Source organism: Streptomyces sp. NPDC056580 (assembly GCF_042793175.1).
Classification (GTDB): Bacteria; Actinomycetota; Actinomycetes; order Streptomycetales; family Streptomycetaceae; genus Streptomyces.
The window spans coordinates 108,554-134,541 of the sequence record NZ_JBHTVE010000003.1; the positions used below are offsets into that span (position 1 = coordinate 108,554).

26 protein-coding genes are annotated in these 25,988 nt (G+C 74.3%); 18 read left to right on the top strand and 8 right to left on the bottom strand.

The window, feature by feature from the left end:
* Positions 1-43: 43 nt before the first annotated feature.
* The 4 genes from msrB to ACFQ9Z_RS07220 all read right to left on the bottom strand — a co-directional run bounded on the left by msrB (position 44) and on the right by ACFQ9Z_RS07220 (position 3,407).
* A complete protein-coding gene (gene msrB, locus ACFQ9Z_RS07205; RefSeq protein WP_383012125.1) occupies positions 44-451 on the bottom strand; it encodes a peptide-methionine (R)-S-oxide reductase MsrB in 408 nt (135 codons plus the stop codon).
* A gap of 14 nt (positions 452-465) precedes the next feature.
* Positions 466-1,857, bottom strand: coding sequence for a UDP-N-acetylmuramate--L-alanine ligase (gene murC / locus ACFQ9Z_RS07210; protein WP_383012128.1), 1,392 nt, complete (start codon positions 1,855-1,857; stop codon positions 466-468).
* A gap of 102 nt (positions 1,858-1,959) precedes the next feature.
* Positions 1,960-2,430, bottom strand: a complete 471-nt coding sequence (locus tag ACFQ9Z_RS07215) for an indole-3-glycerol phosphate synthase (protein WP_383012131.1) — start codon at positions 2,428-2,430, stop codon at positions 1,960-1,962.
* Between the two features lie 203 nt (positions 2,431-2,633).
* The gene (locus tag ACFQ9Z_RS07220; protein WP_383012134.1) at positions 2,634-3,407 is read right to left on the bottom strand and encodes a pyrimidine reductase family protein; all 774 of its coding nucleotides are present in this window, start codon (positions 3,405-3,407) and stop codon (positions 2,634-2,636) included.
* A gap of 37 nt (positions 3,408-3,444) precedes the next feature.
* Between ACFQ9Z_RS07220 and zapE the strand changes: the two genes are divergently transcribed.
* The 13 genes from zapE (at position 3,445) to ACFQ9Z_RS07285 (ending at position 16,943) form a co-directional block, all read left to right on the top strand.
* The gene (gene zapE, locus ACFQ9Z_RS07225; protein ID WP_383012137.1) at positions 3,445-4,548 is read left to right on the top strand and encodes a cell division protein ZapE; all 1,104 of its coding nucleotides are present in this window, start codon (positions 3,445-3,447) and stop codon (positions 4,546-4,548) included.
* Positions 4,549-4,760: 212 nt separating this feature from the next.
* The gene (locus tag ACFQ9Z_RS07230; RefSeq protein ID WP_383012140.1) at positions 4,761-5,156 is read left to right on the top strand and encodes a hypothetical protein; all 396 of its coding nucleotides are present in this window, start codon (positions 4,761-4,763) and stop codon (positions 5,154-5,156) included.
* 75 nt (positions 5,157-5,231) lie between these two features.
* Positions 5,232-5,810, top strand: coding sequence for a carbonic anhydrase (locus tag ACFQ9Z_RS07235; protein ID WP_383012143.1), 579 nt, complete (start codon positions 5,232-5,234; stop codon positions 5,808-5,810).
* 8 nt (positions 5,811-5,818) lie between these two features.
* On the top strand, positions 5,819-7,336 hold the full coding sequence (locus ACFQ9Z_RS07240) for a SulP family inorganic anion transporter (RefSeq protein ID WP_383012146.1): 1,518 nt from the start codon (positions 5,819-5,821) through the stop codon (positions 7,334-7,336).
* A gap of 149 nt (positions 7,337-7,485) precedes the next feature.
* Positions 7,486-8,316 carry a slipin family protein gene (locus ACFQ9Z_RS07245; protein ID WP_383012149.1) on the top strand — a complete coding sequence of 277 codons (831 nt, stop codon included), beginning with the start codon at positions 7,486-7,488 and terminating at the stop codon, positions 8,314-8,316.
* A gap of 28 nt (positions 8,317-8,344) precedes the next feature.
* Positions 8,345-9,868, top strand: a complete 1,524-nt coding sequence (locus ACFQ9Z_RS07250) for an FAD-dependent oxidoreductase (RefSeq protein WP_383012152.1) — start codon at positions 8,345-8,347, stop codon at positions 9,866-9,868.
* An 85-nt stretch (positions 9,869-9,953) separates the two neighbouring features.
* Complete coding sequence (locus ACFQ9Z_RS07255) at positions 9,954-10,808, top strand: polysaccharide deacetylase family protein (protein ID WP_383012155.1); 855 nt, start codon at positions 9,954-9,956, stop codon at positions 10,806-10,808.
* Between the two features lie 18 nt (positions 10,809-10,826).
* Entirely contained in the window at positions 10,827-11,018 is a 192-nt protein-coding gene (locus ACFQ9Z_RS07260; RefSeq protein WP_281294982.1) for a hypothetical protein, read from the top strand.
* 98 nt (positions 11,019-11,116) lie between these two features.
* Complete coding sequence (locus ACFQ9Z_RS07265; RefSeq protein WP_383012159.1) at positions 11,117-11,836, top strand: aminoacyl-tRNA hydrolase; 720 nt, start codon at positions 11,117-11,119, stop codon at positions 11,834-11,836.
* A 100-nt stretch (positions 11,837-11,936) separates the two neighbouring features.
* A complete protein-coding gene (locus tag ACFQ9Z_RS07270) occupies positions 11,937-13,412 on the top strand; it encodes a DUF692 domain-containing protein (protein ID WP_383012162.1) in 1,476 nt (491 codons plus the stop codon).
* A gap of 105 nt (positions 13,413-13,517) precedes the next feature.
* Positions 13,518-14,288, top strand: coding sequence for a DUF4142 domain-containing protein (locus ACFQ9Z_RS07275; RefSeq protein ID WP_383012165.1), 771 nt, complete (start codon positions 13,518-13,520; stop codon positions 14,286-14,288).
* 96 nt (positions 14,289-14,384) lie between these two features.
* Positions 14,385-15,170: a TIGR04222 domain-containing membrane protein gene (locus ACFQ9Z_RS07280; RefSeq protein WP_383012168.1), complete on the top strand. Its 786-nt coding sequence runs from the start codon at positions 14,385-14,387 to the stop codon at positions 15,168-15,170.
* 147 nt (positions 15,171-15,317) lie between these two features.
* Positions 15,318-16,943, top strand: a complete 1,626-nt coding sequence (locus tag ACFQ9Z_RS07285) for an alpha/beta hydrolase (protein ID WP_383012171.1) — start codon at positions 15,318-15,320, stop codon at positions 16,941-16,943.
* Positions 16,944-16,956: 13 nt separating this feature from the next.
* Here the strand turns inward: ACFQ9Z_RS07285 and hemQ are convergent, their stop codons facing one another.
* Entirely contained in the window at positions 16,957-17,688 is a 732-nt protein-coding gene (gene hemQ, locus ACFQ9Z_RS07290) for a hydrogen peroxide-dependent heme synthase (protein WP_383012174.1), read from the bottom strand.
* Between the two features lie 4 nt (positions 17,689-17,692).
* Complete coding sequence (gene hemG / locus ACFQ9Z_RS07295; protein ID WP_383012177.1) at positions 17,693-19,147, bottom strand: protoporphyrinogen oxidase; 1,455 nt, start codon at positions 19,145-19,147, stop codon at positions 17,693-17,695.
* Between the two features lie 163 nt (positions 19,148-19,310).
* On the opposite strand from hemG, the gene ACFQ9Z_RS07300 reads away from it, so the two are divergent.
* Both ACFQ9Z_RS07300 and ACFQ9Z_RS07305 read left to right on the top strand, forming a co-directional pair.
* Entirely contained in the window at positions 19,311-20,276 is a 966-nt protein-coding gene (locus tag ACFQ9Z_RS07300) for a DUF4349 domain-containing protein (protein ID WP_383012180.1), read from the top strand.
* 61 nt (positions 20,277-20,337) lie between these two features.
* Complete coding sequence (locus tag ACFQ9Z_RS07305) at positions 20,338-21,738, top strand: FAD-dependent oxidoreductase (RefSeq protein ID WP_383012183.1); 1,401 nt, start codon at positions 20,338-20,340, stop codon at positions 21,736-21,738.
* 5 nt (positions 21,739-21,743) lie between these two features.
* On the opposite strand, the gene ACFQ9Z_RS07310 is transcribed toward ACFQ9Z_RS07305, so the two are convergent.
* Positions 21,744-22,004: a hypothetical protein gene (locus ACFQ9Z_RS07310; protein WP_383013105.1), complete on the bottom strand. Its 261-nt coding sequence runs from the start codon at positions 22,002-22,004 to the stop codon at positions 21,744-21,746.
* Positions 22,005-22,126: 122 nt separating this feature from the next.
* Between ACFQ9Z_RS07310 and ACFQ9Z_RS07315 the strand changes: the two genes are divergently transcribed.
* A complete protein-coding gene (locus tag ACFQ9Z_RS07315; protein WP_383012186.1) occupies positions 22,127-22,951 on the top strand; it encodes a rhomboid family intramembrane serine protease in 825 nt (274 codons plus the stop codon).
* A 34-nt stretch (positions 22,952-22,985) separates the two neighbouring features.
* On the opposite strand, the gene hemE is transcribed toward ACFQ9Z_RS07315, so the two are convergent.
* Positions 22,986-24,053, bottom strand: coding sequence for a uroporphyrinogen decarboxylase (hemE, locus tag ACFQ9Z_RS07320; RefSeq protein ID WP_383012189.1), 1,068 nt, complete (start codon positions 24,051-24,053; stop codon positions 22,986-22,988).
* A 96-nt stretch (positions 24,054-24,149) separates the two neighbouring features.
* Here hemE and ACFQ9Z_RS07325 point away from each other — a divergent pair, with 96 nt between their 5' ends.
* Positions 24,150-24,827 carry a DUF3000 domain-containing protein gene (locus ACFQ9Z_RS07325; RefSeq protein ID WP_383012192.1) on the top strand — a complete coding sequence of 226 codons (678 nt, stop codon included), beginning with the start codon at positions 24,150-24,152 and terminating at the stop codon, positions 24,825-24,827.
* Positions 24,828-25,108: 281 nt separating this feature from the next.
* Positions 25,109-25,768: a response regulator transcription factor gene (locus ACFQ9Z_RS07330; RefSeq protein ID WP_061914881.1), complete on the top strand. Its 660-nt coding sequence runs from the start codon at positions 25,109-25,111 to the stop codon at positions 25,766-25,768.
* The last annotated feature ends 220 nt before the right edge of the window (positions 25,769-25,988 follow it).

Here is a 25,988-nt window from a genome sequence, read left to right on the forward strand (position 1 = left end):
ACGCCCGAGGCCCGGCGGCCGGGGGGCGCGCCGGGCCGTGGCCTCAGCCCTCGGCGGGCGCCAGCCGCAGCGAGATGCTGTTGATGCAGTACCGCTGGTCGGTCGGGGTCGGATAGCCCTCGCCCTCGAAGACATGGCCGAGGTGGGAGCCGCAGCGGGCGCAGCGCACCTCGGTGCGGACCATGCCGTGCGAGCGGTCCTCGATCAGCTCGACGGCGTCGGTGTCCTTGGGGTCGTAGAAGGACGGCCAGCCGCAGTGCGAGGCGAACTTGGTGTCCGAGGTGAACAGTTCGGCGCCGCAGGCACGGCAGGAGTAGACGCCCTCGGTCTTGGTGTCCGTGTACTCACCGGTGAACGCCGGCTCGGTGGCGGACTGGCGCAGCACGGCGTACTCGGCCGGGGTCAGCTCCGCCCGCCACTGCTCGTCCGGCTTCTCGACGCTGTACGACATGAGTCTCAGCCCCTTCACTGCTGCGACAGGCGGTCCAGGATCTTCGGGCCCAGGTCGGTCACGTCGCCCGCGCCCATGGTGAGAACGAGATCACCGGGCTTCGCCATTCCCGCGATCACCGCCGGGATCTCCGCCTTGTCGTGGACGGCGGTGACGTCGGCGTCGGCCGCGCGCGCGGCCTCGATGATCAGCTCGCTGGTCACCCCGGGGATCGGGTCCTCACGGGCCGGGTAGACGTCCAGCACGACCGAGGCGTCGGCGAGCCCCAGCGACTGGCCCATCTCCTTGCCCAGCTCCTGGGTGCGGGAGAACAGGTGTGGCTGGAAGACGACCAGGATGCGCCCGTCGCCGGCGGCGGCGCGCATGGCCTCAAGGTCGGCGGTCATCTCGGTGGGGTGGTGCGCGTAGGAGTCGATCACCTGCACCCCGGCCGCCTCTCCCTTGAGCTGCAGGCGCCGCTTGACGCCGGTGTACGCGGCGAGCGCGGACGCGAGGCCGTCGGCCGGCACGCCGAGCGCGGCGCCCGCGGTGAGCGCGGCGACGGCGTTGAGGGCGTAGTGCCGTCCGGGGACGGAGACGGTGAAGGTCAGCTCCTGTCCGTCGAGCACCGCGGTCACCCGGCTGCGCAGCCCCTGCGGGACGACGGAGAGCACCCGCACGTCCGCGTCCGCGGCCTCGCCGTAGGTCACGCACTTCACCGTGCCGGACAGCCGCCGGGTGAGTTCGCGGGCGCCCTCGTGGTCGGCGGAGATCACCAGCGTGCCGCCGGGCACGATGCGACCGGCGAAGGCCTCGAAGGACTCGTAGATCTCTTCCATCGAGGCGTAGTTGGCGTGGTGGTCCAGCTCGACGTTGAGGACGATGGCGACCTCGGGCGCGTACTTGTGGAAGCTGCGGTCCGACTCGTCGGCCTCGGCGACGAAGATGTCGCCCTCGCCGTGCAGCGCGTTGGAGCCGGGGGCGTCCAGGTCGCCGCCGATGGCGTACGACGGCCGCAGGCCCAGTTCGCCGAGGGAGACGGCCAGCATGGACGTGGTGGTGGTCTTGCCGTGGGTGCCGGCGACGGCGATCGGCCGCAGCCCCTCCATCAGCGCGGCGAGCGCGTCGGAGCGGTGCACCACCGGGATGTCCAGCTCGGCGGCGCGCACCAGCTCGGGGTTGTCCCCGCGGATCGCGGACGACACCACGACGCAGCTCGCGTCGTCGGCGAGGTGCCCGGCGGCGTGCCCGATGTGGACGGTCGCGCCGAGCGCCCGCAGCGCCTCGGCGGTCGCCGAGTCCTTGGCGTCGCTGCCGGCCACCTCGGCGCCGCGCTGGGCGAGGATCTTGGCGATCCCCGACATCCCGGCGCCGCCGATGCCGATGAAGTGCGGTCGGTCCATGGCGGCAGGAAGTCCGGGTGCCATGCGCGTTTCTCCCAAGATCCGGTACGGGCTGAGCGTGCCTAGCCTATGCGCTCGCGCCCGGCCCCCGGCGCAGGCGGGCGCCGGACCCCGGCCGCCGCCGGGTCAGTCCTCGCCGTGCGCGAAGAGCTTCAGCACCGGCACGCCCACCTTGTGCCGGGCCCGGGAGGCCCAGTCCCGGTGGAAGAACTCCTCCACGTAGTGCGGAGCGGTCAGCACGATCACCTCGTCCGCGCCCACCTCGCCGACGAGGGACTTGAGCGCGTCCAGCGGATGGTCCTCCACGAGCCGGCCCTGCGCCTCGCTGCCGGCGGCGCGCAGCGCGCGCAGGGAGACCGCCAGCGCCTTCTCGGCGGGCTCCTTGGCCGCCTCGCCCTCCGGCGTCCTGCCCTCGCGCACGGCGTCGTCCAGTTCGCCGAGCGCGATGTCGTCGATGGCCCGCAGCAGGCGGTCCTGGTCACCGCGCGGCTGGAGCAGCACGTGGAACGAGACCGGCTCGTCCCCGTGCAGCGTGGTGACGAACTCCACGTCGACGGACGACAAGGCCTTCTCGATCATCAGAACGCTAGTGAACACCCGGCGCCTCTCTCCTCCCGTGGGCCCTGCGGGGCCCTGCGGAAACCATCCTGCCCCGTGATCGCACGGGTAGACCGCACTGGGGGGCTGTCCGGTGGATCACACCGGACAGCCCCAGTCTGCCCTCGACGCGACGGGACAGAACGGGGCATTCCGCCGTTCCAGCGCCCACCGCAGCCGTCTCGGAACCGGCCGTCCCCGCCTCAGGACCGGCCGTACCGGCTGAACAGGAACCCTTCCTCCTCCAGCAGGGACACCAGCGAGAAGCGGCGCGGGACGGCGACGGACGGCCCCCCGGCGATGCGCTGCGCGTCGCCCGCGGTGAGCATCGGCGAGACGGTCAGGCACAGCTCGTCCAGGACGTCCGCGGCCACGAACTGACCGAGCAGCCGGGGACCGCCCTCGGTGAGCAGCCGGGTGTACCCGAGGCCGGCGAGGGCGCTGACCGCGCGGGCGGGGTCGACGCCCATGCCCTCACCGGCGACGACCACCCTGGCGCCGGCCTTCTCGGCGGCGGCGACCCGGTCCGGGGCCGCGGCGGCGCCGGTCAGGATCAGGGTCGGCACCAGCGGCGAGGTGAACAGCGGCAGGGAGAAGTCCAGCTCAAGACCGGCGGTGACGACGGCGACCGCCGGGGCCGGGCCCTGGCCGGCGGCCTGCCGGGCCGCCGCGAACTCGGCACGCGCGCGTGCGGGCCGGTACCCCTCCTGCCGTACCGTTTCCGCGCCGACCACGACCACGTCCGCGAGCGCCCGCAGGGTGCCGAAGACACGCATGTCGGCCGCGCTGGAGATGGGCTGGGAGTGCCCCTCGTGCTGGGCGGCGCCGTCGAGGGTGGAGACCATGTTGGCGCGCAGCCACGGCCGCGGGGCGCCGGCGGGGGGCCGCGGGTAGGCGTAGGCGGCGGCCAGCTCGGCGAGGCTCCACTCCCCGGCCTGGGCTGCTGTTTCGTCGGTCACAGGGAACAGGCGTCGCATGCCGTGCAGTGTGACACGGCGCTTAGCATGGGTAACCGTGTCGTCCTCCACCGCAGCCCATGGCTCCAGCCCCCTGACCGACGCGGGCCCGATCTCCCTCGCCGCCCGCGAGCCGCACGTCCCCGCGGACCGGCTGGTCGCCGAGATGGTGCCGCCGCCGCGCTTCGACTCGGTGCGCTTCGCCACCTACATCCCGGACCCGAACCAGCCCAGCCAGACCGAGGCGGTCCGGGTGCTGGAGGGCTTCGCGGCCGGGCTCGGCGGCGCACACGCCACGGGCGCCGGCAGGCGGGGCTTCTTCGGTCTCGGCCGGGCGAAGGCGCCCAAGGCCCCGGCCGGCCCGCGCGGGGTCTACCTGGACGGCGGCTACGGCGTCGGCAAGACCCACCTGCTCGCCTCCCTGTGGCACGCCACTCCGGCCGAGCCCGCGCTCAAGGCGTTCGGCACCTTCGTGGAGCTGACCAACCTGGTCGGCGCCCTCGGCTTCCAGCAGACGGTGCAGACGCTCAGCAACCACCGCCTGCTGTGCATCGACGAGTTCGAGCTGGACGACCCGGGCGACACGGTGCTGGTCTCCACGCTGCTCGGCAGGCTGGTCGAGGCGGGCGTGGCGCTCGCCGCCACCTCCAACACGCTGCCCGGCAAGCTCGGCGAGGGCCGGTTCGCGGCCGCCGACTTCCTGCGCGAGATCCAGGGCCTGTCCGCCCACTTCCGCACGCTGCGGATCGACGGCGAGGACTACCGCCACCGGGGCCTGCCCGAGGCTCCGGCGCCGTTCACCGACGAGCAGGTGACCAAGGCCGCCTACGCCACCCCGGGCGCCTCGCTGGACGACTTCCCGCACCTGCTGGAGCACCTGGCGAAGGTGCACCCGAGCCGGTACGGCGCGCTGACGGACGGGCTGGACGCGGTGTGCCTCACCGACGTGCGCCCGGTGCCGGACCAGTCGACGGCGCTGCGGCTGGTGGTGCTGGCGGACCGGCTGTACGACCGCGAGGTGCCGGTGCTGGCCTCGGGGCTGCCGTTCGACCGGCTGTTCAGCGAGGAGATGCTGAACGGCGGCTACCGCAAGAAGTACTTCCGGGCGATATCCCGGCTCACCGCGCTGGCCCGGGACGCCAAGGGCCTCGTCGACCGGTAGCCCGCGACCTCGGGGCGGGGCCGAACGTCCGCTCGAACCCCGGCGGGTCAGGGACCGGTTCACGCCATCCGACCCGCACTTTTCACGCTCTCTTGCGCGCTTAACCGCTTGTTAACCCTGCAAAGGGCTTCGCGGGGTTAACGTGTTTCTTGACCATCTGTTGACCAACGCTTGGTGTGCGCAAGAGGAGTGAATTCCGGAGAGGGGGGCGCATGTTCCGAGGCAGGACGGCCAGGACCGCGCTCCCCCTCCTCGCCGCCGCCCTGCTCGCCCTTCAGCTCTTCGCCGCCGCCGGAACCTTCGCAGCCGCGCACACCCATGGTGAGGCAGAGGCCAAGGCCTGGGCCGGAACCTCGTCCTCCGCGCAGCCGCCCGCCGAGCAGGCGGAGCCGTGCCGTGAGCCGGGCGCCGCGAAGGGTTCCACCGGCACCCCGCGCATCCGGGACCGGCACCGCGCGCCCGCAGCCGGATGCGCGCGGGAGCACCCGCTCATATCCCGGCGCACGGCCGCCCCGCGGCCACCGGCCCCGGCCGGTGACCCGCACCTGAGCACCACGAGATCATCGAGAGCCCACTCCCCGGCAGCGCTCCAGGTCTTCCGCCGCTGAGAGCCGGCTCGTCCCCCCACGACCGTCGTGCAAGCCCGACGCGCCGGTGCGGCGCGCCAGGAGGAGACCACACACATGCAGCCCCTCATCGACAACGCCCGTGCGTTCGGACAGCGCCCTGAGGAGTTCGCCGACCTCGCCGCGGGCCAGTCCCCGGACGTCCTGTTCATCACCTGCTCCGACTCCCGGGTCGTCCCGGCCCTGATCACGGGCGCCCGCCCCGGCGAGCTCTTCGAGCTGCGCACCGCGGGCAACATCGTCCCGCCCTACGCCTCGCAGCGGCCCACCGGCGAGGCCGCCACCATCGAGTACGCCGTGGAGGTGCTCGGCGTCCGCGACGTCGTCGTCTGCGGCCACTCGCACTGCGGCGCCGTCGGCGCGCTGGTGCGCGGCGACGACCTGACCGCCGTACCCGCCGTGCGCGACTGGCTGGCGCACGCCGCCGCCCGCCCGGCGGGCGGGGCCGAGGACCCGGAGGTCGCCGAGGGCGTCCAGAGCCATGTCCTCACCCAGTTGCTGCGGCTGCGCTCGTACCCGTGCGTCGAGCGGCGGCTGGCGGAGGGCCGGATCGCCCTGCACGCCTGGTACTACGAGGTGCACACCGGCGCAGTACGGACGCACCGCCCGCAGACCGACACCTTCGAAGCCCTGTGAGCGCGCCGATGACGAACGCATGGCTCATATCCCGCTTCCCCCATCTGCGGCGGGACTTCGCCGCCTCCCTCGTCGTCTTCCTGGTCGCGCTGCCGCTGTGCGTGGGCGTGGCCGTCGCCTCCGGGGCGCCGGCCGAGCTCGGGCTCGTCACCGGCATCGTGGGCGGCCTCGTCACCGGGCTGATGCGCGGCAGCAGCCTGCAGGTGTCGGGACCGGCCGCCGGACTGACCGTGCTCGTCTTCGAGGCGGTCAAGGAGTTCGGGCTGCCGGCGCTCGGCGTGATCGTGCTCGCCACCGGTCTGCTCCAGGTGCTCATGGGCACGCTCGGGCTCGGCCGGTACTTCCGGGCCATCTCGGTCTCCGTGGTCGAGGGCATGCTGGCCGGGATCGGGCTGGTGCTGATAGCCGGCCAGCTCTACCCGGCCCTGGCCGCCAAGGCCCCCGACTCGGGCCTGGGCAAGGTGGCGGGGCTGCCCCGGGCCTTCGTGCGGGCCCTCGGCGACGGCCCCGCGCTCGCCTCGCTCGCCCTGTGCGCGGGCACCGTCGCGGTCCTGGTGCTGTGGCGGCTCGCGCCGGCCGGGATGCGTACGGTGCCCGGTCCGCTCGCCGCGGTGGGCCTGGCCACGGTGGCCGCGGCCGGGCTGAGCCTGCCGGTGGCGACCGTCGAGGTGCAGGGGCTGCTGGCCTCCGTCCAGCCGCCGCCGCTGAGCGCCTTCGCCGGACTGGCGAGTCCCGCGCTGCTCGGCACGATCGTCGCGTTCGCGTTGATCGCGTCCGCCGAGTCGCTGTTCAGCGCGGCGGCCGTGGACCGGCTGCACGACGGGCCGCGCACCGCGTACGACAAGGAGCTGATCGCGCAGGGCGCGGGCAACACGGTGTGCGGGCTGCTCGGCGCGCTGCCCATGACCGCGGTGATCGTGCGCAGCGCGGCCAACGTCCAGGCGGGCGCCCGCACCAAGGCCTCCCGGGTGATGCACGGGGTGTGGCTGCTGCTGTTCGCCGCCCTGCTGCCGGGCGTGCTCGCCCTGATCCCGGTTCCGGCCCTGGCCGGCGTCCTGATCCATGCCGGCGCCAAGCTGGTGCCGGTCAGGGCCCTGGCCGCGCTGTGGCGCGAGCACCGGGGGGAGGCGCTGATCCTGGGCGTCACCGCGGTGTCGATCGTGGCGGTCAGCATGTTCGAGGGCGTCCTCATCGGACTCGCGCTGGCGGTCGTGAAGACGGCCTGGGAGGCCTCACACCTCAGGCTGGAGGTCGTCGACAAGGGCGCGGGCCCGGTCGAGGCGTACCTGTCGGGCAACGCGACCTTCCTGCGGCTGCCGAAGATCCTCGACAGCCTGGAGTCGCTGCCCCAGGACCGCCCGGTCCGGCTGGACCTGGCCGGCCTCACCCACCTCGACCACGCCTGCCGCAAGGCCCTGGAGAACTGGGCCGAACGGCACAGCTCGGCGGGCACCGAACCGGTCCGGGTCACGGCGCCGGCGGCGCGGGCCGCGCCGGGTGGAGCGGCCGGGGCGCCGACGGCCTGAGGGCCGCGGCCACCGGCCCCGGGCGGGGCGCCGACGCCCCTCGGCGCCCCGGCCCGGACCCGGTCCGTCCGGGCCGTGGAATCTGCCCGTACTCGGGCATATGGTTGCAGCAGTGGACAAAAAGCAGACCTCTGGGTGAGGAGGTCATCATGTTCCAGGAGCTGGTGGGGGCGGTGGTGGCCGCCGCGTGCGTCGGCCTCGTCGTCTTCGCGATGGCGGCGCGTGTGGTCAAGCAGTACGAGCGGGGCGTGCTCTTCCGGCTCGGGCGGGTGCTGGGCGAAGTACGCGATCCGGGCCTGACGCTGGTGATCCCGTTCGTGGACCGGCTGCACAGGGTCAACATGCAGATCGTGACGATGCCGGTGCCCGGCCAGGAAGGCATCACCCGGGACAACGTCACCGTGCGGGTGGACGCCGTCGTGTACTTCCGCGTGGTCGACGCGGTGAGCGCGCTGGTGAAGGTGGAGGACTACAAGTTCGCGGTGTCCCAGATGGCGCAGACCTCGCTGCGCTCGATCATCGGCAAGAGCGACCTGGACGATCTGCTCTCCAACCGGGAGAAGCTCAACCAGGGCCTGGAGCTGATGATCGACAGCCCGGCCGTCGGCTGGGGCGTCCAGGTCGACCGGGTGGAGATCAAGGACGTGTCCCTGCCGGACACGATGAAGCGGTCGATGGCCCGCCAGGCCGAGGCCGACCGGGAGCGCCGGGCCCGGATCATCAACGCGGACGCCGAACTGCAGGCCTCCAAGAAGCTGGCCGAGGCCGCGCAGCAGATGTCCGACACACCGACCGCGCTCCAGCTCCGGCTGCTGCAGACGGTGATGGCGGTGGCGGCCGAGAAGAACTCGACCCTGGTGCTGCCCATCCCGGTGGAACTGCTGCACTTCCTGGAGAGGGGCCAGCAGCTCGGGCAGCTTCCCGCCCCCAACGGGGACGCCGGACAGCGCCAGGCCCCGCGGCTGCCGGAGGAGACGTGAGGCGTCCCGGGCGGGGTACCCGGCGGCCATGCGCGAGATCGGACAGGTCACCGAGTCGTACTGGCTGCGGACCGCCCCCGGGCCGTCGTACCCCGCCCTGACGGAGGACACCGAAGCCGACGTGGCCGTGGTCGGCGCGGGCATGGCCGGGCTGAGCACCGCCCACGAACTCGCCCGGTCCGGACTGCGGGTGGCGGTGCTGGAGGCCGGCCGGGTGGCGGCCGGGGTCACCGGTCACACCACCGCGAAGCTGACCGCGCAGCACACGCTGGTCTACGACCGGCTGCGGCGCACCCGCGGACCCGAGGGGGCGCGGCTGTACGCCCGCTCCCAGTCGGAGGCGATCGCGCACGCCGCCGCGCTGGTGACCGGGCTCGGCATCGACTGCGAGTGGGAGGCCCGGGACGCGTACACCTTCGTCCGGGACGACGAGCGGGTGGCAGAGCTGCGGGCCGAGGCGGAGGCCGCGCGCGAGGCGGGGCTGGACGCCTCGTTCACCACCGAGACCGGGCTGCCGTTCCCGGTGGCGGGCGCGGTGCGGGTGGCGGGGCAGGCGCAGTTCCATCCGCTGAAGTACCTGCGTGCCGTCACGGCCGACCTGCTCGCGCGCGGCGGGCGGGTCTACGAGAACACCCGGGTCGTCGGCCTGGCCGAGGGCGGCGAGCCGTGCCGGCTGACCACCGCGGCGGGCCACACGGTGACCGCGCGGGACGTGGTGATCGCCACCCACTACCCGGTCTTCGACCGCGCGCTGCTCTTCTCCCGGCTCTCCCCCCGCCGGGAACTGGTCGTCGCCGGGCCGCTCGGCGACGGGCCCGACCCCGGGGGCATGTACATCACGCCCGAGGAGAACACCCGCTCGGTGCGTACCGCGCCGCACGGGGCCGACGGGCGGCGGCTGCTCGTCGTCACCGGCGAGCACTTCACCCCCGGCACCGGCGACCCGGAGGCGGGCTTCGCACGGCTCGCCGCGTGGGCCCGGGAGCACTTCCCCGGAGTGGCCCTGGAGTACGCCTGGGCCACCCAGGACATCGACTCCACCGACACCGTGCCGATGGTCGGCCCCTTCCACCCGGGCGCCCGCCACACCTACGTCGCCACCGGCTTCGGCGGGTGGGGGCTGAGCGGCGGGATCATGGCCGGGCTGCTGCTGACGGCGCTGATCACCGGCGAGGACCGCCCCTGGAGCGAGCTGTACGACCCGCGCCGGGTGAAGTCGGTGCTGCGCGAGGCGCCGGCACTGCTGAAGACGCAGGCCCAGGTGGCCCGGCACTTCGTCGGCGACCGGCTGCGCGCGCCGGGCTCCCCGGAGGACCTGGCGCCCGGGGAGGGCGCCGTGATCCGGTCCGGTGGCAGGCACCTGGCCGTGCACCGCGACGAAGAGGGCACTCTGCGCGCGCTCTCCGCACGCTGCACCCACCTCGGCTGCCTGGTCGCGTTCAACCGGGCCGAGCAGGCCTGGGAGTGCCCCTGTCACGGCTCCCGCTTCGGCGTCGACGGCCGGGTGATCGAGGGCCCGGCGGTGCGGCCGCTGGAGCACCGGGACCTGTGAGGGGGCGCCCGCCGCGCGGGTGACGGCGCCGCCGCGCCGCGGGCGATTCACCCATCGACGGACCGCTAAGTCCTATTTTCATACGGTGATCGCTTCCGTACGCCGCCTCACCGCCCTCTGCGCCCTCGGCGCGGCCCTCGCCGCCTGCGGTACCGCGGGCAGCCCCGGACCGGCCCGCCCGGCGCACACCGACCCCGCCCCCTCCGTCTCCCCGTCCGCCCCGCGGCCTCCGGTCCTCGCCGCGGGCCCGGGCGGCCTGACCCCGGTGTTCGAGCACGGCCCGCGCGATCTCGGCAAGACCGTCGCGCTGACCTTCGACGCCGACATGACCGCCGACCAGGGCCCCCGCGCCGCCTCCGGCGAGCACTTCGACAACCCGGACCTGATCGGCACCCTGCGCCTGCTGAAGGTCCCGGCGACCGTCTTCATGACCGGGCGGTGGGCCGAGCAGTACCCGGCCCAGGCCCGTTCCCTCGGCCACGACCCGCAGTTCGAGGTCGCCAACCACTCCTACAGCCACTACGCCTTCACCGGCGACTGCTACGGCCTGCCGACCGTCGGCGCGGCCGGGATGCGCAAGGACGTCGAGCGGGCGTACGCCGCCCTGCGCAAGGCCGGCGTGTCGAACCCGCTGCCGTACTTCCGCTTCCCGGGCGGCTGTTACGACCGTCAGGCGCTGCGCGCGCTCAGCGGGACCGGGGTCACCGCGGTGCAGTGGGACGTGGTGAGCGGGGACGCGTTCGCCACGGACGCGGACGCGGTCGCCAAGCAGGTCCTGGACGGCGTCAAGCCGGGCTCGGTGGTCGTCATGCACTGCACCCGCAGCGCCGCCCCCACGACCGAGCGCGTGGTCCGCGCGGTCGTCCCCGAGCTGCGCAGACAGGGCTACCGGTTCGTGAAGGTCTCCGAGCTGATCGGGGAGACCAAGGGTCACCGGTGACCGTCCTACCCTGAAGGCATGACCGAGAAGGACGACGAGACCTACTGCATGATCGTCGACGCCGCCCGCCCGCCCGAGGCCGACGGACCGCCGTACGCCGAGTGCGTACTGTGCCGGGAGCCCACGGAGTACCCGGAGTCGTACAAGGGCATCACCCTGTGCCCGCCGTGCGAGTGGCAGGAGGCCCAGCGCACCGCCTGCTCGGGCTGAGCCGCGCCGTGGGCGGCGCGCGAGGACCCGTACGCACTCCCGGCGCGGCCCGGGGCCGGGGACCCGGCCGGGCCGGGCGCCTCGTAAGCTGGGCCCTTGTGAGTCGAGCCGCAGCCGCCCCCGGTGACAGCCCCTTCCAGGCCGAGCGCAACCCGCGCGACGAGGCGCCGCAGTTCGTGCTGCCGCTCGTCGTGCGGATCGAGAAGAGCGCGCCGCCCGCCCGTACCGACGCGCTGGAGACCGCCGCCCGCGCCGTGCTGCTGATGCTCAGCGACCAGCGGGCCCTCGGGGACGGCGAGTGGGCCGAGGCGGTACGGAACTGGGAGGACGCCCGGATCCGCAAGGTCGTGCGGCGGGCCCGCGGCGCGGAGTGGCGGCGCGCCGAGGCGCTGCCCGGCATCACGGTGACCGGCAAGTCCGCGGAGGTGCGGGTCTTCCCGCCGGTCCCGCTGGACGGCTGGCCCAAGGACCTGGCGAAGCTCCAGGTGTCCGGAACGGAGCTGGACGACCCGGAGCCGCCGGCCGGCGCCGACCGCGCCCGGCCCGTGCTGTGGCTCAACCCGGAACTGGAGATGTCGGCCGGCAAGACGATGGCGCAGGCCGGGCACGGCGCCCAGCTCGCCTGGTGGGCCCTGTCCCCCGGCGACCGCGACACCTGGCGCGAGGAGGGCTTCCCGCTGTCCGTGCGCACCGCCGCCTCCGCCGACTGGCCCCGGCTGACGGACGGCGCGCTGCCGCTGGTCCGCGACGCGGGCTTCACGGAGATCGCCCCCGGCTCCTGCACGGTCGTCGCCGACCATCCCGCGCTGCGGCGGTAGCCGCCGCGAAGCTCAAATGTTGCTCTGAACGCACGCCGCTCAGGGTTGGGCGGTCCCCGGTGGGGCCATACCCCCGTCATTCGGAGGAGGGGGTGCGGTCATGCCGCGACTGGGGACGGGGATCGGCTGGCGGCCGGAGATCGCGGACACCGTGGAGGCCATGCCGGGCATCGACTGGGTGGAGGTCGTGGCGGAGAACGTCTGCCCCGGCCACCTCCCCGAGTCGCTGCTGCGGCTGCGCGAGCGGGGCGTGACCGTGATCCCGCACGGCGTCTCCCTCGGCCTCGGCGGGGCCGAGCGGCCCGGTCCGGGACGGCTGGCTGCACTCGCCGAGCGGGTGGCGGCGCTCGGCGCGCCCCTGGTCACCGAGCACATCGCGTTCGTACGGGCGGGCGGCGCGCTCACCGCCTCCCCGCACCTGGAGGCCGGACACCTGCTGCCCGTGCCGCGCACCCGGGACGCGCTGGACGTGCTGTGCGAGAACGTGCGGATCGCCCAGGACGCGCTGCCGGTGCCGCTGGCCCTCGAGAACATCGCCGCGTTGTTCTCCTGGCCGGGCGAGGAGCTGACCGAGGGGCAGTTCCTGTCCGAACTGGTCGAACGCACCGGCGTACGGCTGCTCGTCGACGTGGCCAACCTGCACACCAACCACGTCAACCGGGGCGAGGACCCGGTGGCGGCCCTCGCCGCACTGCCGTTGGAGGCCATCGCGTACGTGCACGTCGCGGGCGGGTTCGAACGCGACGGCGTCTGGCACGACAGCCACGCGCACCCCGTGCCGCGTCCCGTGCTCGACATCCTGGCCGACCTCGCGTCCCGCGTCGCGCCGCCCGGGGTGCTGCTGGAACGCGACGACGACTTCCCCGGGCCGGCCGAGCTGCAGCGGGAGCTGGACGTCGTCCGGGACGCCGTGGCGGCGGGGGCGGCCCGCTCGACGGGGAGGGGAACGCCGGACATGCCGGAGGCCCGGACCGCGGGCGGCGGTCCGGCGGTGGACGGCGGCCGGACGGGAGGCAGTGCTCCGGCGGTGACCTTCACGGCCACGACAGCGGACGGCAGCCGGACGGGAAGCGGCGGTCCGGCGGTGACCTCCACGGCCACGACGGCGGACGGCACGGCTGCGGCGGCGGACGGCACGGCTGCGGCGGTGACCGGCACGGTTCCGGCCGGGGACGGGGTGCGGCAGCGGCTCGGTGTCGCGCAGGCCGCGGTGCTGTCCGCGCTGGTGGCCGGGACGCCGGTGCCGGAGGGGTTCGACGGGGCCCGGATGGGGGTGCAGGCTCGGGCGCTCGCGGCGAAGCGGGCGGGTGTGGTGGCGAAGGTGGCGCCCGAGCTGCCGGTGATCCTGGGGGACGGGTACCGGGCGGCGTTCCTGGCGTACGCCCGGAGCCTGCCGATGAGCGGCGGCTACCGCCGGGACGCGCTGGACTTCGCGGGGCACCTGCTGAAGCTGGGCCGCCCGGACGACCCGGGGACCCGGCGCGAACTGCGCGAGTGGTGGCTGCACCGCGCGGGCCCGGCGCCCCGGCCACGGGGACTGGCGGCCCGGGCGCGGGTGCTGCTGCGCCGGTCCTGATCCGCCCGGTCCGCCCCGGGCCATCCGCCGTGACCCGTTCGCCCGGCCCCGCAGTAATATGCCTACCCCGCACCCAGCGCACCGGAGTGCGGTGCAGGAGGCACCATGCGACCGCGACCCCCCGTCAAGGGCCGAGGCGTTTTCAGCGGCACCGGGCTCACCATCACGGCCCTCGCGGCGACCGCCGCGGCGCTGCTCTTCCCGCTGTGGTCCTACGCCGGCCGGCAGGACGGCACGCCCGGCGCCCGGGTTCTCACCGCGCGGACCGTGAGCACGCCGTACGGTCCGCTGTCCGAACAGGACCGGGACTTCGTCACCAAGGTCCGGCTGGCGGGACTGTGGGAGCTGCCGGCCGGCCAACTGGCCCTGGAGAAGGGCACCACGCAGGCCGTACGGGACGCGGGACAGCACCTGGTCGACGGACACACCGCGCTCGACGCGCACGACCGCACCGTCGCCTCCCGCCTCGGCGTGCCGCTGCCCGACGAGCCCAACGCACAGCAGAAGCAGTGGCTCGCCACGCTTCGCGGTGCTCAGGGCCAGGAGTTCGACCGGCAGTTCGCGGGTCTGCTGCGCCTCGCCCACGGCCGGGTGTTCTCGCTGGTCGCCGAGGTCCGCGCCGGCACCCAGAACTCGCTGGTGCGCGATCTGGCCGACGACGCCAACGCGACCGTGCTGGACCACATCAAGGTCCTGGAGGCGACCGGGTACGTCGACTTCTCCGCACTGGCCCGGGACCTCGCGACCACCCCCTCCCCCGTGCCGACGCCCCCGGTCACCGACGCCGGATCCGCGGTGCCGGTCGCACCCTCGCCGTCCGGGCCGTACTCGATGCCGCCCGCCGCCACGGCCCCGCCCCCGGTCGACGCCCCCTGACCTGCGGGTCAAACGGAACGTCACATACTGGCAACACTCCGTCCGGATGCTGGGACGGCCATGGCGTTTCCCAGGCCACTGGCATAGAAACACGTCATGTTCTGGGTCCTTCTGCTGATTCTGGCCTGGGCGTTCGCCGGTGTCGCGTGCACCCGGCTGTGCCTGGCCGCGGTCCGCTCGGCGGACCTCGACTCCGACGGCGTCCCGACGGACCCGGAGCGCGATCTGACGCTGTACGAGGCGGCGTTCCTGTCCGGCGGCCCGGCGCGGGTCGCCGACGTCACCATGGTCTCCATGGCCCGGCAGCGGCGGCTGCTGCTCGCGCACACCGGCTGGGCCACGGTCGTGGACCCGCGCGGCCGCGACGACATCGAACGTTCCGTCATAGGCGCGATAGGGCCCGAGGGCCAGTCGAGGATCGCCCCGGTCCGGGCCGCCGCGGCCGGCGCCGAGGCCGTACGGCGCCTCTCCGACGGGCTGGTGCGCGCGGGGCTCGCGGTGCCGGACGGCGCGCGGACGTCCGTGGCGGACGGCGTCCGCCAGGTGCGGGCCGCCGCCCTGGCCGTGTGCGCGCTGGCGCTCGCCGCGCTGCTGATGCCGGCCCAGACAGGGACGCCGAGGTTCCTCGTCGCCCTGTGGTTCACGCTGCCCCTGGTGCTGACCGTGAGCTGTCTGGCCATCGCCCGGATCGAGGCGCACCCCTGCTCGCGCTGGGCCTCACCCGCCGGCCAGCGGCTGCTGGGCGCGCTGCCCCGGCGGCCGGCCGGTGACGGCGACGAGCGGTCCTTCCTGACGTCCGTCGCCGTGCGGGGCGTGCGGGCGGTCGGCGAGCCGGAACTGCGCGCGGCCTTCGCCCACCGCGACCAGCGCCGGGGGGAGTGAGACCGCGCGGCGGGGCGCACCGGGCGCATTGGCGGAGACACCGCCGCGCGGTGCTTGCCTTCGCCCGGAGACGGACGAAACATCCCTTGTGTGATCGCCGGGCCGTGGCAGTCGTGCCACGGCCGCCGCGCACCGGAGGGATACGCGATGAGAGCTGCCGCCCTGTACTCGGCCGCCGGGTCCCTGCTCCTGTCGGCCCTGGCCGCGGCTCCGGCGGACGGCGCCGCGGGCGCGCCGTGGTCCGCCGAGACGCGCGGGACCGCGGTGGCCGTCCAGCGGGCGCGTGAGGCCGGCATCGGGTTCGCGCGGTGCGACGGGCGGGACGCCCCGCGGAGCCTCGAGTGCGGCACGGTGCGCGTCCCGCTGGACTACGCGCGGCCCGGCGGCAGGCAGATCGAGCTGACCGTCAGCCGGGCCCGGGCCACCCAGAAGGACCCGCGCAACAGCAAGCGGAAGGTGCCCCGGCAGGGCGCCCTCGTCTACAACCCGGGCGGCCCCGGCGCCTCCGGCATGCACTTCCCGGCGGCCGGCGCCCGGCCCGAGTGGCGGCGGATCGCCGCCGCGTACGACCTCGTCGGCTACGCCCCGCGCGGGGTGGGCCGTTCGGCGCCGCTGTCCTGCGTCGCGCCCGAACGCTTCCTCCAGGCGCCCACCGATTCGCCGGTGCACCCCTCGGAGCGGTACAAGCGGCAGCGGATCGCCCGGGCGAAGGCGTACGCACGCGGCTGCGCCGAGCGGTCGGGGAGCGCGCTGCGGTTCTACAACTCGCTCAACAACGCCCGTGACCTGGACGTCCTGCGGGCGGCGCTGGGCGAGGACCGGCTGACCTACATGGGCGCCTCGTACGGCACCTACTTCGGCGCGGTGTACGCGACGCTGTTCCCCTCGCACGTGCGGCGGATGGTGCTGGACTCCGCCGTGGACCCGGACCCGCAGAAGATCTGGTACCGCGACAACCTCGACCAGTCCGCCGCGTTCGAGGACCGCTGGGCGGACTTCCGCGAGTGGGTCGCCCGGCACGACGACGTGTACCGGCTCGGGGCCACGCCCGCCGAGGTGCAGCGCGCCTACGACACCGCGCGCGGCCGGCTCGCGGGCAGGGCGGCGGGCGGCAAGGTGGGACCGGGCCAGCTCCAGGACGCGTTCCTCATGGCCGGGTACTACGACGTTTACTGGCCGGGCCGGGCCGCCGCGCTGTCGTCCTATCTGAAGGGCGACGCCAGGGCCCTGGTGGCACTGGCCGCGCCGGACCGGGCGACGGCCGCCGAGGCGGAGAACGCGAGCGCGGTCTACACGGCCGTCGAGTGCAACGACGCGCCCTGGCCGACGGACTGGAGGGTGTGGGACCGCGACAACACCCGGCTGGCGCGCAGGGCGCCCTTCGAGACCTGGGACAACGCGTGGACCAACCTGCCCTGCGCCTACTGGCCGGCCCCCCGGCAGCAGCCGCTGGACGTGCGGACCGGGCCCGGTGAGCTGCCGCCGGTGCTGGTCCTGGCCGCCGAGCGGGACGCGGCCACACCGTACTCGGGCGCGCTGGAGATGAGCCGGCGGCTGGCCGGCTCGGCGCTGGTGACCGAGCGGGACGCAGGTACGCACGGCATCGGGGGCGGCCCCAACGCGTGCGTGAACGGCCACCTGGACGGCTACCTGCTCGAAGGCCGCGTCCCGGGGCGGCGCGCCGCCTGCGCACCGCGCCCGGAGCCGAGGCCCGGGGTCCGGGCCGCCGCCCGGCACCCCGAGCGGGACGCACTCAAGGGCAAGGCCGCCTGAGCCGGCCGCGCCGTCAGGCGAGCCCCGCCACCAGGTCGGCGATGTCCTTGCGGCGCCCCGTGAAGAACGGGACCTCCTCGCGGACGTGCCTGCGGGCCTCGGAGCCGCGCAGGTGGCGCATGAGGTCGACGATGCGGTACAGCTCGTCGGCCTCGAAGGCCAGCATCCACTCGTAGTCGCCGAGCGAGAACGAGGCGACGGTGTTGGCGCGCACGTCCGGGTAGCCGCGGGCCATCTTGCCGTGGTCGGCGAGCATGCGTCGGCGGTCCTCGTCGGGCAGCAGGTACCAGTCGTAGGAGCGCACGAAGGGGTAGACGCTCACGTAGTCGCGGGGCGTCTCGTCGGCGAGGAACGCCGGAATGTGCGAGCGGTTGAACTCGGCGGGGCGGTGCAGCGCCATGTTCGACCACACCGGCGTGAGCGCGCGGCCCAGCCGGGTGCGGCGGAAGAGGTTGTACGCCTCCTGGAGCTGGTCGCTGGTCTCGGCGTGCCACCAGATCATCAGGTCGGCGTCGGCGCGCAGGCCGGAGACGTCGTACGTGCCGCGGACCGTCACGTCCTTCGCGGCGAGCTGGTCGAACAGCTCCTGGACCTCGTCGGCGTAGCCCGCGCGGTCCTCCGGGAGCACGTCCTTCAGCCTGAAGACGGACCACAGCGTGTAGCGGATGACCTCGTTGAGGTCCTTGGCCAGCTTGCCCTTGTTCGGGATCCTGCCGGTCTCGGTGGAGGGGGCGTCGTCACTCATGTTCCTATTCTCCCGCCCCGCCGTGCAGGCTCTGCACCGGGTCGGCCGTCAACCTGCGCACACCGCTGAGGTCGCCGCAGAGCTGGTCCACGGCCGCGTGGGCGCTCGCGACGCAGGCCGGGATGCCGACGCCGTCGTACTGCGCGCCGCACACCGCGAGGCCCGGCAGCCCGGCGACGTGCTCGCGGACGCGCGCCACGCGCGCGTGGTGGCCCACCGGGTACTGGGGCAGCCCGTCGGTCCAGCGGGTGACCCGGGTCTCCAGCGGCGCGGCGTCCAGGCCGGTGGCCTCGCGCAGGTCGTGCCGGGAGACGGCGACCAGTTCGGCGTCCTCGCGTTCGAGGATCTCGGTCTCGCCGTGCCGGCCGACCGAGGTGCGCAGCACGACCACGTCCGGGTCCTCCTCGGCGATCCAGCCCCACTTCCGGGACGCGAAGGTGGAGGCCTTGATGGTGCGGCCGTCGACGGGCGGCACCAGGAACCCGCTGCCCTCGGGCAGCGCCGGCCCGGTGCGGCGGTAGGCGAGGGTGACCAGGGCCATCGAGGCGTACTCGACGGCGGCGAGTTCGGCGGCGGCCCCCGGGGCCTCGGCGCTCAGCAGCGCGGCGGCGGCCGGCGCCGGCACGGCGACGATCACCGCGTCGGCCTCCAGCACCCGCTCCCCCGCGGTGACCCGCCAGCGGCCGGCCGCCTCCCGGCGCAGTCCGGTCGCCGGCGTGCGGCAGAGGATCTCGCCGCCGAGGGCGCGCACCGAGTCGGCGACGGCGAGCGGCAGCCGGCCCACACCGCCCTCGATGCCCATGAACACCGGTCCGGTCTGCCGCTTCGCCTCGGCCTCGGCCTGGATGCCGCGCACGGCCTCGGTGAGGGAGTCGTGGTCGCGGGCCGCCCGGAAGAGCTGCGGGACGGCCGAGCGCATCGAGATGCGGTAGGCGTCGCCCGCGTACACCCCGCCCAGGAGCGGTTCCACCAGCCGGTCGACGACCTCCCGGCCGAGCCGGGCCGCCACGTACTCGCCGACCGCAACGTCGTCGCCGATCTCGGTGCGGGGCAGTTCGGCGTCGCGCTCGATGCGGGCGAGGCCCTCGTCGGACAGCACGCCGGCGAGGGCGGCGGCGGTTCCGGGAACGCCCATCACGTGCCCCTTGGGCATGGGGCGCAGGGCGCCGCGGGTCCAGATCGAGGCGGTCGCGGTGGCCGGCGGCTGCAGCCGCTCGCCGAGGCCCGCCTCGCGCGCGAGGGCAACCGCCTCGGGGCGGCGGGCCAGCATCGACTCGGCGCCCAGGTCGACCCGGACGCCCGCGATCTCGCCCGGCAGCAGCTTGCCGCCGACCCGGCCTGAGGCCTCGAGCACGGTCACCCGGGCGCCGCGCCGCAGCAGCCGGTGGGCGGCTGCCAACCCCGAGATCCCGGCTCCGATGACGACGACGTGCCCCGACTGCGTAACCGTTGCGCTCATGGCCCCACTCTCTCAGACCCCGCCGTCCCGGCCCGGTGTCCGGTACGAGTCCGGACCGTGACCGCATCGGAACCGGCACGCCCCAACGTCCCGGGCCGCCCGGGCGTCGAAGGAGCGTCAGAGGTCACAGCAGTCGTGTCTCACCGTCATCGGGGGTACCGCCATGCGCGCACCACGTCCCGTACGAACCGTCCGGGCCCTCACCGGGGTCCTGCTCGCCGCCTGTCTGGCGCTGGCCGGGTGCAGTGCCGCCGACGACTCGGGCGGCGGTGACGCCAAGTCCGCCGCGGACGGCGCGGCACGGCAGGCGGGCGCCGGCGGCGGCAGGGCGGAGGACGCGAGGTCCGCCCGCCGGGCGGGCGTGGCCGCCCCGAGCGCCGTCATCCGCACCGCCTCGCTCACCGTCGAGGTCAAGGACGTGCCCAAGGCGCTGGACGAGGCCCGTACGACCGCCGAGGGCGCCGGCGGTTACGTCGGCTCCGAGAACACCGGCCGGGACGCCGACGGCCACGAGTACACGCGCGTGGTGCTGCGGGTGCCGGCCGCGCGGTACGAGGAGGTCCTGGGCGATCTGCAGGGCACGGGACGGCTCGTCGAGCGCACCGCGAAGGCTCAGGACGTCACCGACCAGGTGGTGGACGTGGAGAGCCGGGTCAAGTCGCAGCGGGCGAGCGTGGCCCGGATCCGGACGCTGATGGACCGGGCGGCCAAGCTGAGCGACGTCGTCACCCTGGAGGGCGAGCTGAGCAGCCGGGAGGCGGACCTGGAGGCGCTGCTCGCCCGGCAGGCGTCCCTGAAGGACCGCACCAGCCTGGCGACCATCACCCTGTCGCTGTCCGGGACGCCCGTGGAGAAGGCCGCCGAGGACGGCACGCCCGGCTTCGCGGACGCGCTGTCGGGCGGCTGGCACGCGTTCGTCACGATGCTGCGCTGGATCGCCCTGGTCCTGGGCGCGCTGCTGCCGTTCGCGGCGCTCGCCGCCGTGCTGGCGCTGGTGTGGGCGCGGCTCGTCCGTCCGCGGCTGCCGCGCCGCCGGGAGCGGGTCCCGGCGCCGGTGCCGGCCGCGCCGGGTCCGCTGCCGCGCGCGCGTCCGGCGGCGGACCCGGCGCGCGAGCCCGGCCAGGACTGACGCGCCGGGCCCGCGCGGTCCCGGGCGGCACCGGAACGACCGCGCACCGTAGCGTGTTCGCATGAGCATGAACGGTGGGCGAGGTGGCAGGCGGCGGCTGGTGGTGATCGGCGGCGACGCCGCGGGGATGTCCGCGGCGTCGCAGGCGCGGCGGATGCGGGGCCCGGGCGAACTGGAGATCGTGGCCTTCGAACGGGGCCACTTCAGCTCCTACTCGGCGTGCGGCATCCCCTACTGGGTGGGCGGAGACGTGCCCGAGCGCGACGAGTTGATCGCGCGCACCCCGCAGGAGCACCGCGCGCGCGGGATCGACCTGCGGATGCGCACCGAGGTCGTCGGGATCGACGTGCCCGGGCAGCGGGTACGCGCGCGTGACGTCGATTCCGGCGCGGAGTCGTGGACGCCGTACGACCAGCTCGTCATCGCCACCGGCGCCCGCCCGGTCCGCCCCGACATGCCGGGCGTGGACGCGCCCGGTGTGCACGGGGTGCAGACCCTGGACGACGGCGAGGCGCTGCTGGACTCGCTGGAGCGGACGCCCGGCCGCCGCGCGGTGGTCGTGGGCGCCGGGTACATCGGCGTGGAGATGGCAGAGGCGCTGATCAACCGGGGCTTCGAGGTGACGGTCGTCAACCGCGGCAAGGAGCCCATGTCGACCCTGGACCCCGACATGGGGCGCATGGTGCACCGGGCCATGGAGGGCCTCGGCATCACCATGGTGAACGACGCCGAGGTGACCAAGCTGCTCACCGGCGACGACGGCCGCATCCGCGCGGTGGCCACCGAGGACGCCGAGTACCCGGCGGACATCGTGGTCCTGGGCATCGGCGTGCGCCCGGAGACCTCGCTCGCCCGCGCGGCGGGGCTGCCCATCGGCGCCCACGGCGGCCTGCTCACCGACCTCGCGATGCGGGTGCGCGGCCACGAGAACATCTGGGCGGGCGGCGACTGCGTGGAGGTGCTGAACCTGGTCTCGGGGCAGGAGCAGTACGTTCCGCTGGGCACCCACGCCAACAAGCACGGCCAGGTCATCGGCACCAACGCGGGCGGCGGTTACGCCACCTTCCCGGGTGTGGTGGGCACGGCCGTCAGCAAGGTCTGCGACCTGGAGATCGCCCGCACCGGCCTGCGCGAGAAGGACGCCCGCCGGGTGGGCCTGCGGTTCGAGACGGTCACCATCGAGTCGACCAGCCGGGCCGGCTACTACCCCGGCGCCTCTCCGATGACGGTCAAGATGCTCGCCGAGCGCGGCACGGGCCGGCTGCTCGGCGTCCAGATCGTCGGCCGGGAGGGCGCGGGCAAGCGGGTCGACGTCGCGGCGGTGGCCCTCACCGCGCAGATGACGGTGCAGCAGATGACGGCCCTCGACCTCGGGTACGCACCGCCCTTCTCACCGGTGTGGGACCCGGTCCTGGTGGCGGCGAGGAAGGCGACGGCGAAGGTACGGGCCGGTCAGCGGTAGGCGGTTCAGGCCGTCGTGCTGATCCGCGGCAGGGAGGTCACGCCCCCGCCGGCCGTCACCGCGGCGGGCTGCTCCCCCGCGGGCCTCGCGTGCGAGGCGGCCGGCCGGGTGGAGCGCAGCCGGTGGCTCACCGCCTCGTCCAGGGTCACCGGCCGCTTCATCTGCGCCGCCAGCCGCCCGGCCTCCTGGCCGAGCCGGGCGACGTCCTCCCAGGGGAGCCGTACCACCAAGGACAGTTCGGCCTCGCCGTCGGGCAGCGCCTGCATCGCCGTCATCTGCGGAGCGTTCGCACTCATCGCCTGATCCTCACGTCGGTTGACAGGAGATACGCGGCCCGCCCCGGCGGCGTTCACCGATTCACCCGCCGTTTCCCGGGCAGTACTTCTGTGTGGTCATCCCCGTCCATGACGTGAACCCGGCGCGTCGCACCCCGTACGTGACATACGCCCTCATAGCCGCCAACGTGCTCGTCTTCCTCGCCACTCCCGGCGCCGCCGGTTCCGTGCCGGGCTCGGGCGAACTCGCGCGGCTGTGCAACCTGCAGGCCTTCATGGACCACTACGCGGCGGTGCCCAGGGAGCTGATCCACGGCCGGATGCCCCGGCTGGTGCCGACCGGCGCGGTGGGGGTGGGCCCGCACGGCCCGGGCTGCGTGGTGGCGCCGCCCGCCTACGACAAGTCCCCCGCGCTGTCCGTGTTCACGGCGATGTTCCTGCACGGCGGCTGGCTGCACCTGCTGGGCAACATGCTCTTCCTGCTGATCTTCGGCAACAACGTCGAGGACCGGATGGGCCACATCCGCTACTTCCTCTTCTACGTCTTCTGCGGCTACGCGGCCGGTTACGGCTTCGCGCTGCTCAACGCCTCCTCCGCGGACCCGCTGATCGGGGCGTCCGGGGCGATCGCCGGTGTGCTGGGCGCGTACCTGGTGCTGTACCCCAGGGCCCGGGTCTGGGTGCTGGTGCCGTTCCTGGTCTTCCTGCCGCTGCGGCTGCCCGCCTGGCTGGTGCTGGGCTTCTGGTTCGGGCTGCAGGCGGTGTACTCCTCCGGGCACGGTGTGTCCGGGGCCGGGACGGTGGCCTACTCGGCCCATGTGGTGGGCTTCGTGGCGGGCATGCTGCTGGCCTGGCCGCTCAAGCCGGGCACCCCGCCACCGCCGGAGCCGCGCCGCCTGGTGTTCGGCAGGCAGGCGCGGCCCCGACATGTGTGGTGAGCCGGTGCGGTGAGCCTCCGGCGAGCGGCTGCGCTCAGCGGGCGCTGCGGGTGTGGACGTACTCCACGAGCCGGGTCAGCGCGTCCGGGTCGGTGTTCGGCATGACGCCGTGGCCGAGGTTGAAGACGTGCCCCTCGAGGCCGGCGGCCGCGTCGAGCACCTCGGCGGCCCGGGCCTCGACGGTGTCCTTGTCGGTGAACAGCACCGTCGGGTCCAGGTTGCCCTGGAGCGCCTTGCCGGGGCCGACCCGGCGGGCGGCCTCGTCCAGCGGGACGCGCCAGTCGACGCCGACCACGTCGGCGCCGGCCTCGCCCATCAGCCCCAGCAGCTCGCCGGTGCCGACGCCGAAGTGGATGCGCGGGACGCCGTACCCGGCGACGGCGTCGAACACCTTCGCCGAGGCGGACATGACCGACCTGCGGTAGTCGGCCGGGGCCAGCGCACCGGCCCAGGAGTCGAAGAGCTGCACCGCGGAGGCGCCCGCCTCGATCTGCACCTTCAGGAACGCTGCCGTGATGTCGGCGAGGCGGTCCAGCAGGTCGGCCCAGAGCTCCGGGTCGCCGTACATCATCGCCTTGGCGTTCTCGTACGTGCGCGAGGGGCCGCCCTCGACCAGGTAGCTGGCCAGGGTGAACGGCGCGCCGGCGAACCCGATCAGCGGGGTCGCGCCCAGCTCGCGGGTGAGCATGCCGACCGCCTCGGTGACGTAGGAGACGTCCTCGGGGGTCAGGTCGCGCAGCCGGGCGAGGTCGGCGCGGGTGCGGACCGGCTGCTCCACGACCGGGCCGACGCCGGGTTTGATGTCGAGGTCGAGGCCGATGGCCTTGAGCGGGACGACGATGTCGCTGAAGTAGATCGCCGCGTCCACGTCGTGCCGGCGCACCGGCTGCAGAGTGATCTCGGTGACCAACTCGGGCCGCATGCAGGACTCGAGCATGGCGACGCCCTCGCGCACCTTGCGGTACTCGGGCAGCGAGCGGCCGGCCTGGCGCATGAACCACACGGGGGTGTGCGGCACGGGTTCGCGCCTGCACGCCTTGAGGAAGGCGCTGTCGTACGTCGCGGTCGGCTGCTTGCCCGTGGGGCTTGGGTTGGCACTCACGTCGGCAAGTCTCGCACGGCCGCGAAGCGAGAAGTGCGCCCGCCCCAAGGGGTGTCCTCCCTGCACGGGGGCGCTGTTCCCCTTACTCTTCCCCGCATGGCTGCGGCTCAGGGACGACTGTCGGACGGCGCTGACGGAATGGACGACGCGAAGGACTCCGCTCAGGCGGAGGGCGAGACGGGCACGGGGGTGCCGCAGGCGTTCCGGGCCGCGGTCGACGCGTTGCGCACCGCGCGGCTGCGGCCGCAGATCGAGGTCGAGCCGACGCCCGCCCCGCAGCGGCTCGCCCCCTTCGCGTACGCGCTGGAGGCCGCGGTGGTGGACGACGACGAGGACCTGGCCGACGGCCGGCTGGTGCTGCTGCACGACCCGGCCGGGCACGACGCCTGGCAGGGCGCCTTCCGGCTGGTGACGCTGGTGCGCGCGGAGCTGGAGCCGGAGATGGCGGCCGATCCTCTGCTGCCCGAGGTGTGCTGGTCGTGGCTGACCGGGGCGCTGCAGGCGCGCGGGCTGACGTACGGCGAGCCGAGCGGCACCGTCACGCGCGCGAGCTCGCACTACTTCGGCGGGCTCTCCGCCCGCCCGGCCGCCTCCCAGATCGAGATCCGCGCCTCCTGGACGCCGCGCGAGGGCCTCGGCGGGGTGCCGGACACCGCCGCGCACCTTGCCTCCTGGTGCGATCTGCTGGCGCAGGTGGGCGGGCTCCCGCCGGCCGGTCCGGGCGACGCCTCGGTGGTGACCCTGCCGCAGCGCAGGGGTCCGCAGTCACGGTGACCCGGGCACCGGCCGTGCCGGGTTCATCCGGATGGGCGTCCCGTTGACTCTCTCTTTGTCGATACGGCCACTTTCTGTACTCGAATCGCATCGACTCGAACCGATTCGACCTTCGGGTGATCGACAGCGTGTCCGAATTGAACGGATTGTTACTCACTAGATCGTGATCATTTCCTAAAGGCGCGCGGCTCCGCTGCCGAAGACGACTGTGACCCTGAAAGCACGTTTCGTCCCGGCTTCCTCCCCACAAGCCGGCCCCGTCCCCCCACCCAGGAGGCCTGGTGTCCGTTCTCCTCGAGCAGCCCGCAAGCCTGGTCGCCTACCGCCCGAACAAGCCGACCGCCATGGTGGTCGTGGCCGACCCGCGCGTCCGTTCCACCGTCACCCGCCACCTGTGGGCCCTCGGTGTACGCGACGTCATCGAGGCCTCGTCCGTCGCGGAGGCTCGTCCCCGCATCGGCAACCCCCGCGACATCTGCGTCGCCGACGTCCACCTGCCCGACGGCTCCGGCCTGACCCTGCTGTCCGAGACCCGTGCCGCGGGCTGGCCCAACGGGCTGGCCCTCTCGGCCGCGGACGACATCGGCGCCGTCCGCAACGCCCTTGCGGGCGGAGTCAAGGGCTACGTCGTCACCGGAACCCGTACCAACATCGGCCTTCCCAGCCGGCCCGGCGCCGCTCCCCTCGGCGCCGCCGCCCGTATGCACCGCCGCCCCCCGGGTGCCCCGAGCCACCCGGGCGGCTACCGCGAGCTGTCCGGGCGGGAGGTGGAGGTGCTCCGCCTGGTCGCAGAAGGCCAGTCCAACAAGGCGATCGGCGTCTCCATGGGCCTGTCCGCGCTGACCGTGAAGAGCCACCTGGCCCGCATCGCCCGCAAACTCGGCACCGGCGACCGGGCCGGCATGGTGGCCGTGGCGCTGCGGACCGGCATCATCCACTGACCCGTCCACCGACCCCATGCCGATTCCTCTCTACCGCCCCGTGAGCGCGTCATTCGTTCACTCATATGAACCGCAAGTTTCACCGGCCTGACTGGTTTACGACCCTGTGGCGCCCCGCGGCGGGACCGTGGGGGGGGCGGCGCCCGGCCGGGCCCGCGCACCCGTGGCTGGGGCCCGCGCCCCACACAACGCCCCAGCAACGATACGGGGCCCCCCCCGA

Excerpts from the sequence above, each read along its gene's own strand:
- msrB (WP_383012125.1), bottom strand. The coding sequence starts at position 451 with ATGTCGTACAGCGTCGAGAAGCCGGACGAGCAGTGGCGGGCGGAGCTG.
- murC (WP_383012128.1), bottom strand. The coding sequence starts at position 1,857 with ATGGCACCCGGACTTCCTGCCGCCATGGACCGACCGCACTTCATCGGC.
- ACFQ9Z_RS07220 (WP_383012134.1), bottom strand. The coding sequence starts at position 3,407 with ATGCGACGCCTGTTCCCTGTGACCGACGAAACAGCAGCCCAGGCCGGG.
- ACFQ9Z_RS07230 (WP_383012140.1), top strand. The coding sequence starts at position 4,761 with ATGTTCCGAGGCAGGACGGCCAGGACCGCGCTCCCCCTCCTCGCCGCC.
- ACFQ9Z_RS07235 (WP_383012143.1), top strand. The coding sequence starts at position 5,232 with ATGCAGCCCCTCATCGACAACGCCCGTGCGTTCGGACAGCGCCCTGAG.
- ACFQ9Z_RS07240 (WP_383012146.1), top strand. The coding sequence starts at position 5,819 with ATGACGAACGCATGGCTCATATCCCGCTTCCCCCATCTGCGGCGGGAC.
- ACFQ9Z_RS07245 (WP_383012149.1), top strand. The coding sequence starts at position 7,486 with ATGTTCCAGGAGCTGGTGGGGGCGGTGGTGGCCGCCGCGTGCGTCGGC.
- ACFQ9Z_RS07250 (WP_383012152.1), top strand. The coding sequence starts at position 8,345 with ATGCGCGAGATCGGACAGGTCACCGAGTCGTACTGGCTGCGGACCGCC.
- ACFQ9Z_RS07260 (WP_281294982.1), top strand. The coding sequence starts at position 10,827 with ATGACCGAGAAGGACGACGAGACCTACTGCATGATCGTCGACGCCGCC.
- ACFQ9Z_RS07270 (WP_383012162.1), top strand. The coding sequence starts at position 11,937 with ATGCCGCGACTGGGGACGGGGATCGGCTGGCGGCCGGAGATCGCGGAC.
- ACFQ9Z_RS07275 (WP_383012165.1), top strand. The coding sequence starts at position 13,518 with ATGCGACCGCGACCCCCCGTCAAGGGCCGAGGCGTTTTCAGCGGCACC.
- ACFQ9Z_RS07280 (WP_383012168.1), top strand. The coding sequence starts at position 14,385 with ATGTTCTGGGTCCTTCTGCTGATTCTGGCCTGGGCGTTCGCCGGTGTC.
- ACFQ9Z_RS07285 (WP_383012171.1), top strand. The coding sequence starts at position 15,318 with ATGAGAGCTGCCGCCCTGTACTCGGCCGCCGGGTCCCTGCTCCTGTCG.
- hemQ (WP_383012174.1), bottom strand. The coding sequence starts at position 17,688 with ATGAGTGACGACGCCCCCTCCACCGAGACCGGCAGGATCCCGAACAAG.
- hemG (WP_383012177.1), bottom strand. The coding sequence starts at position 19,147 with ATGAGCGCAACGGTTACGCAGTCGGGGCACGTCGTCGTCATCGGAGCC.
- ACFQ9Z_RS07300 (WP_383012180.1), top strand. The coding sequence starts at position 19,311 with ATGCGCGCACCACGTCCCGTACGAACCGTCCGGGCCCTCACCGGGGTC.
- ACFQ9Z_RS07305 (WP_383012183.1), top strand. The coding sequence starts at position 20,338 with ATGAGCATGAACGGTGGGCGAGGTGGCAGGCGGCGGCTGGTGGTGATC.
- ACFQ9Z_RS07310 (WP_383013105.1), bottom strand. The coding sequence starts at position 22,004 with ATGCAGGCGCTGCCCGACGGCGAGGCCGAACTGTCCTTGGTGGTACGG.
- ACFQ9Z_RS07325 (WP_383012192.1), top strand. The coding sequence starts at position 24,150 with ATGGCTGCGGCTCAGGGACGACTGTCGGACGGCGCTGACGGAATGGAC.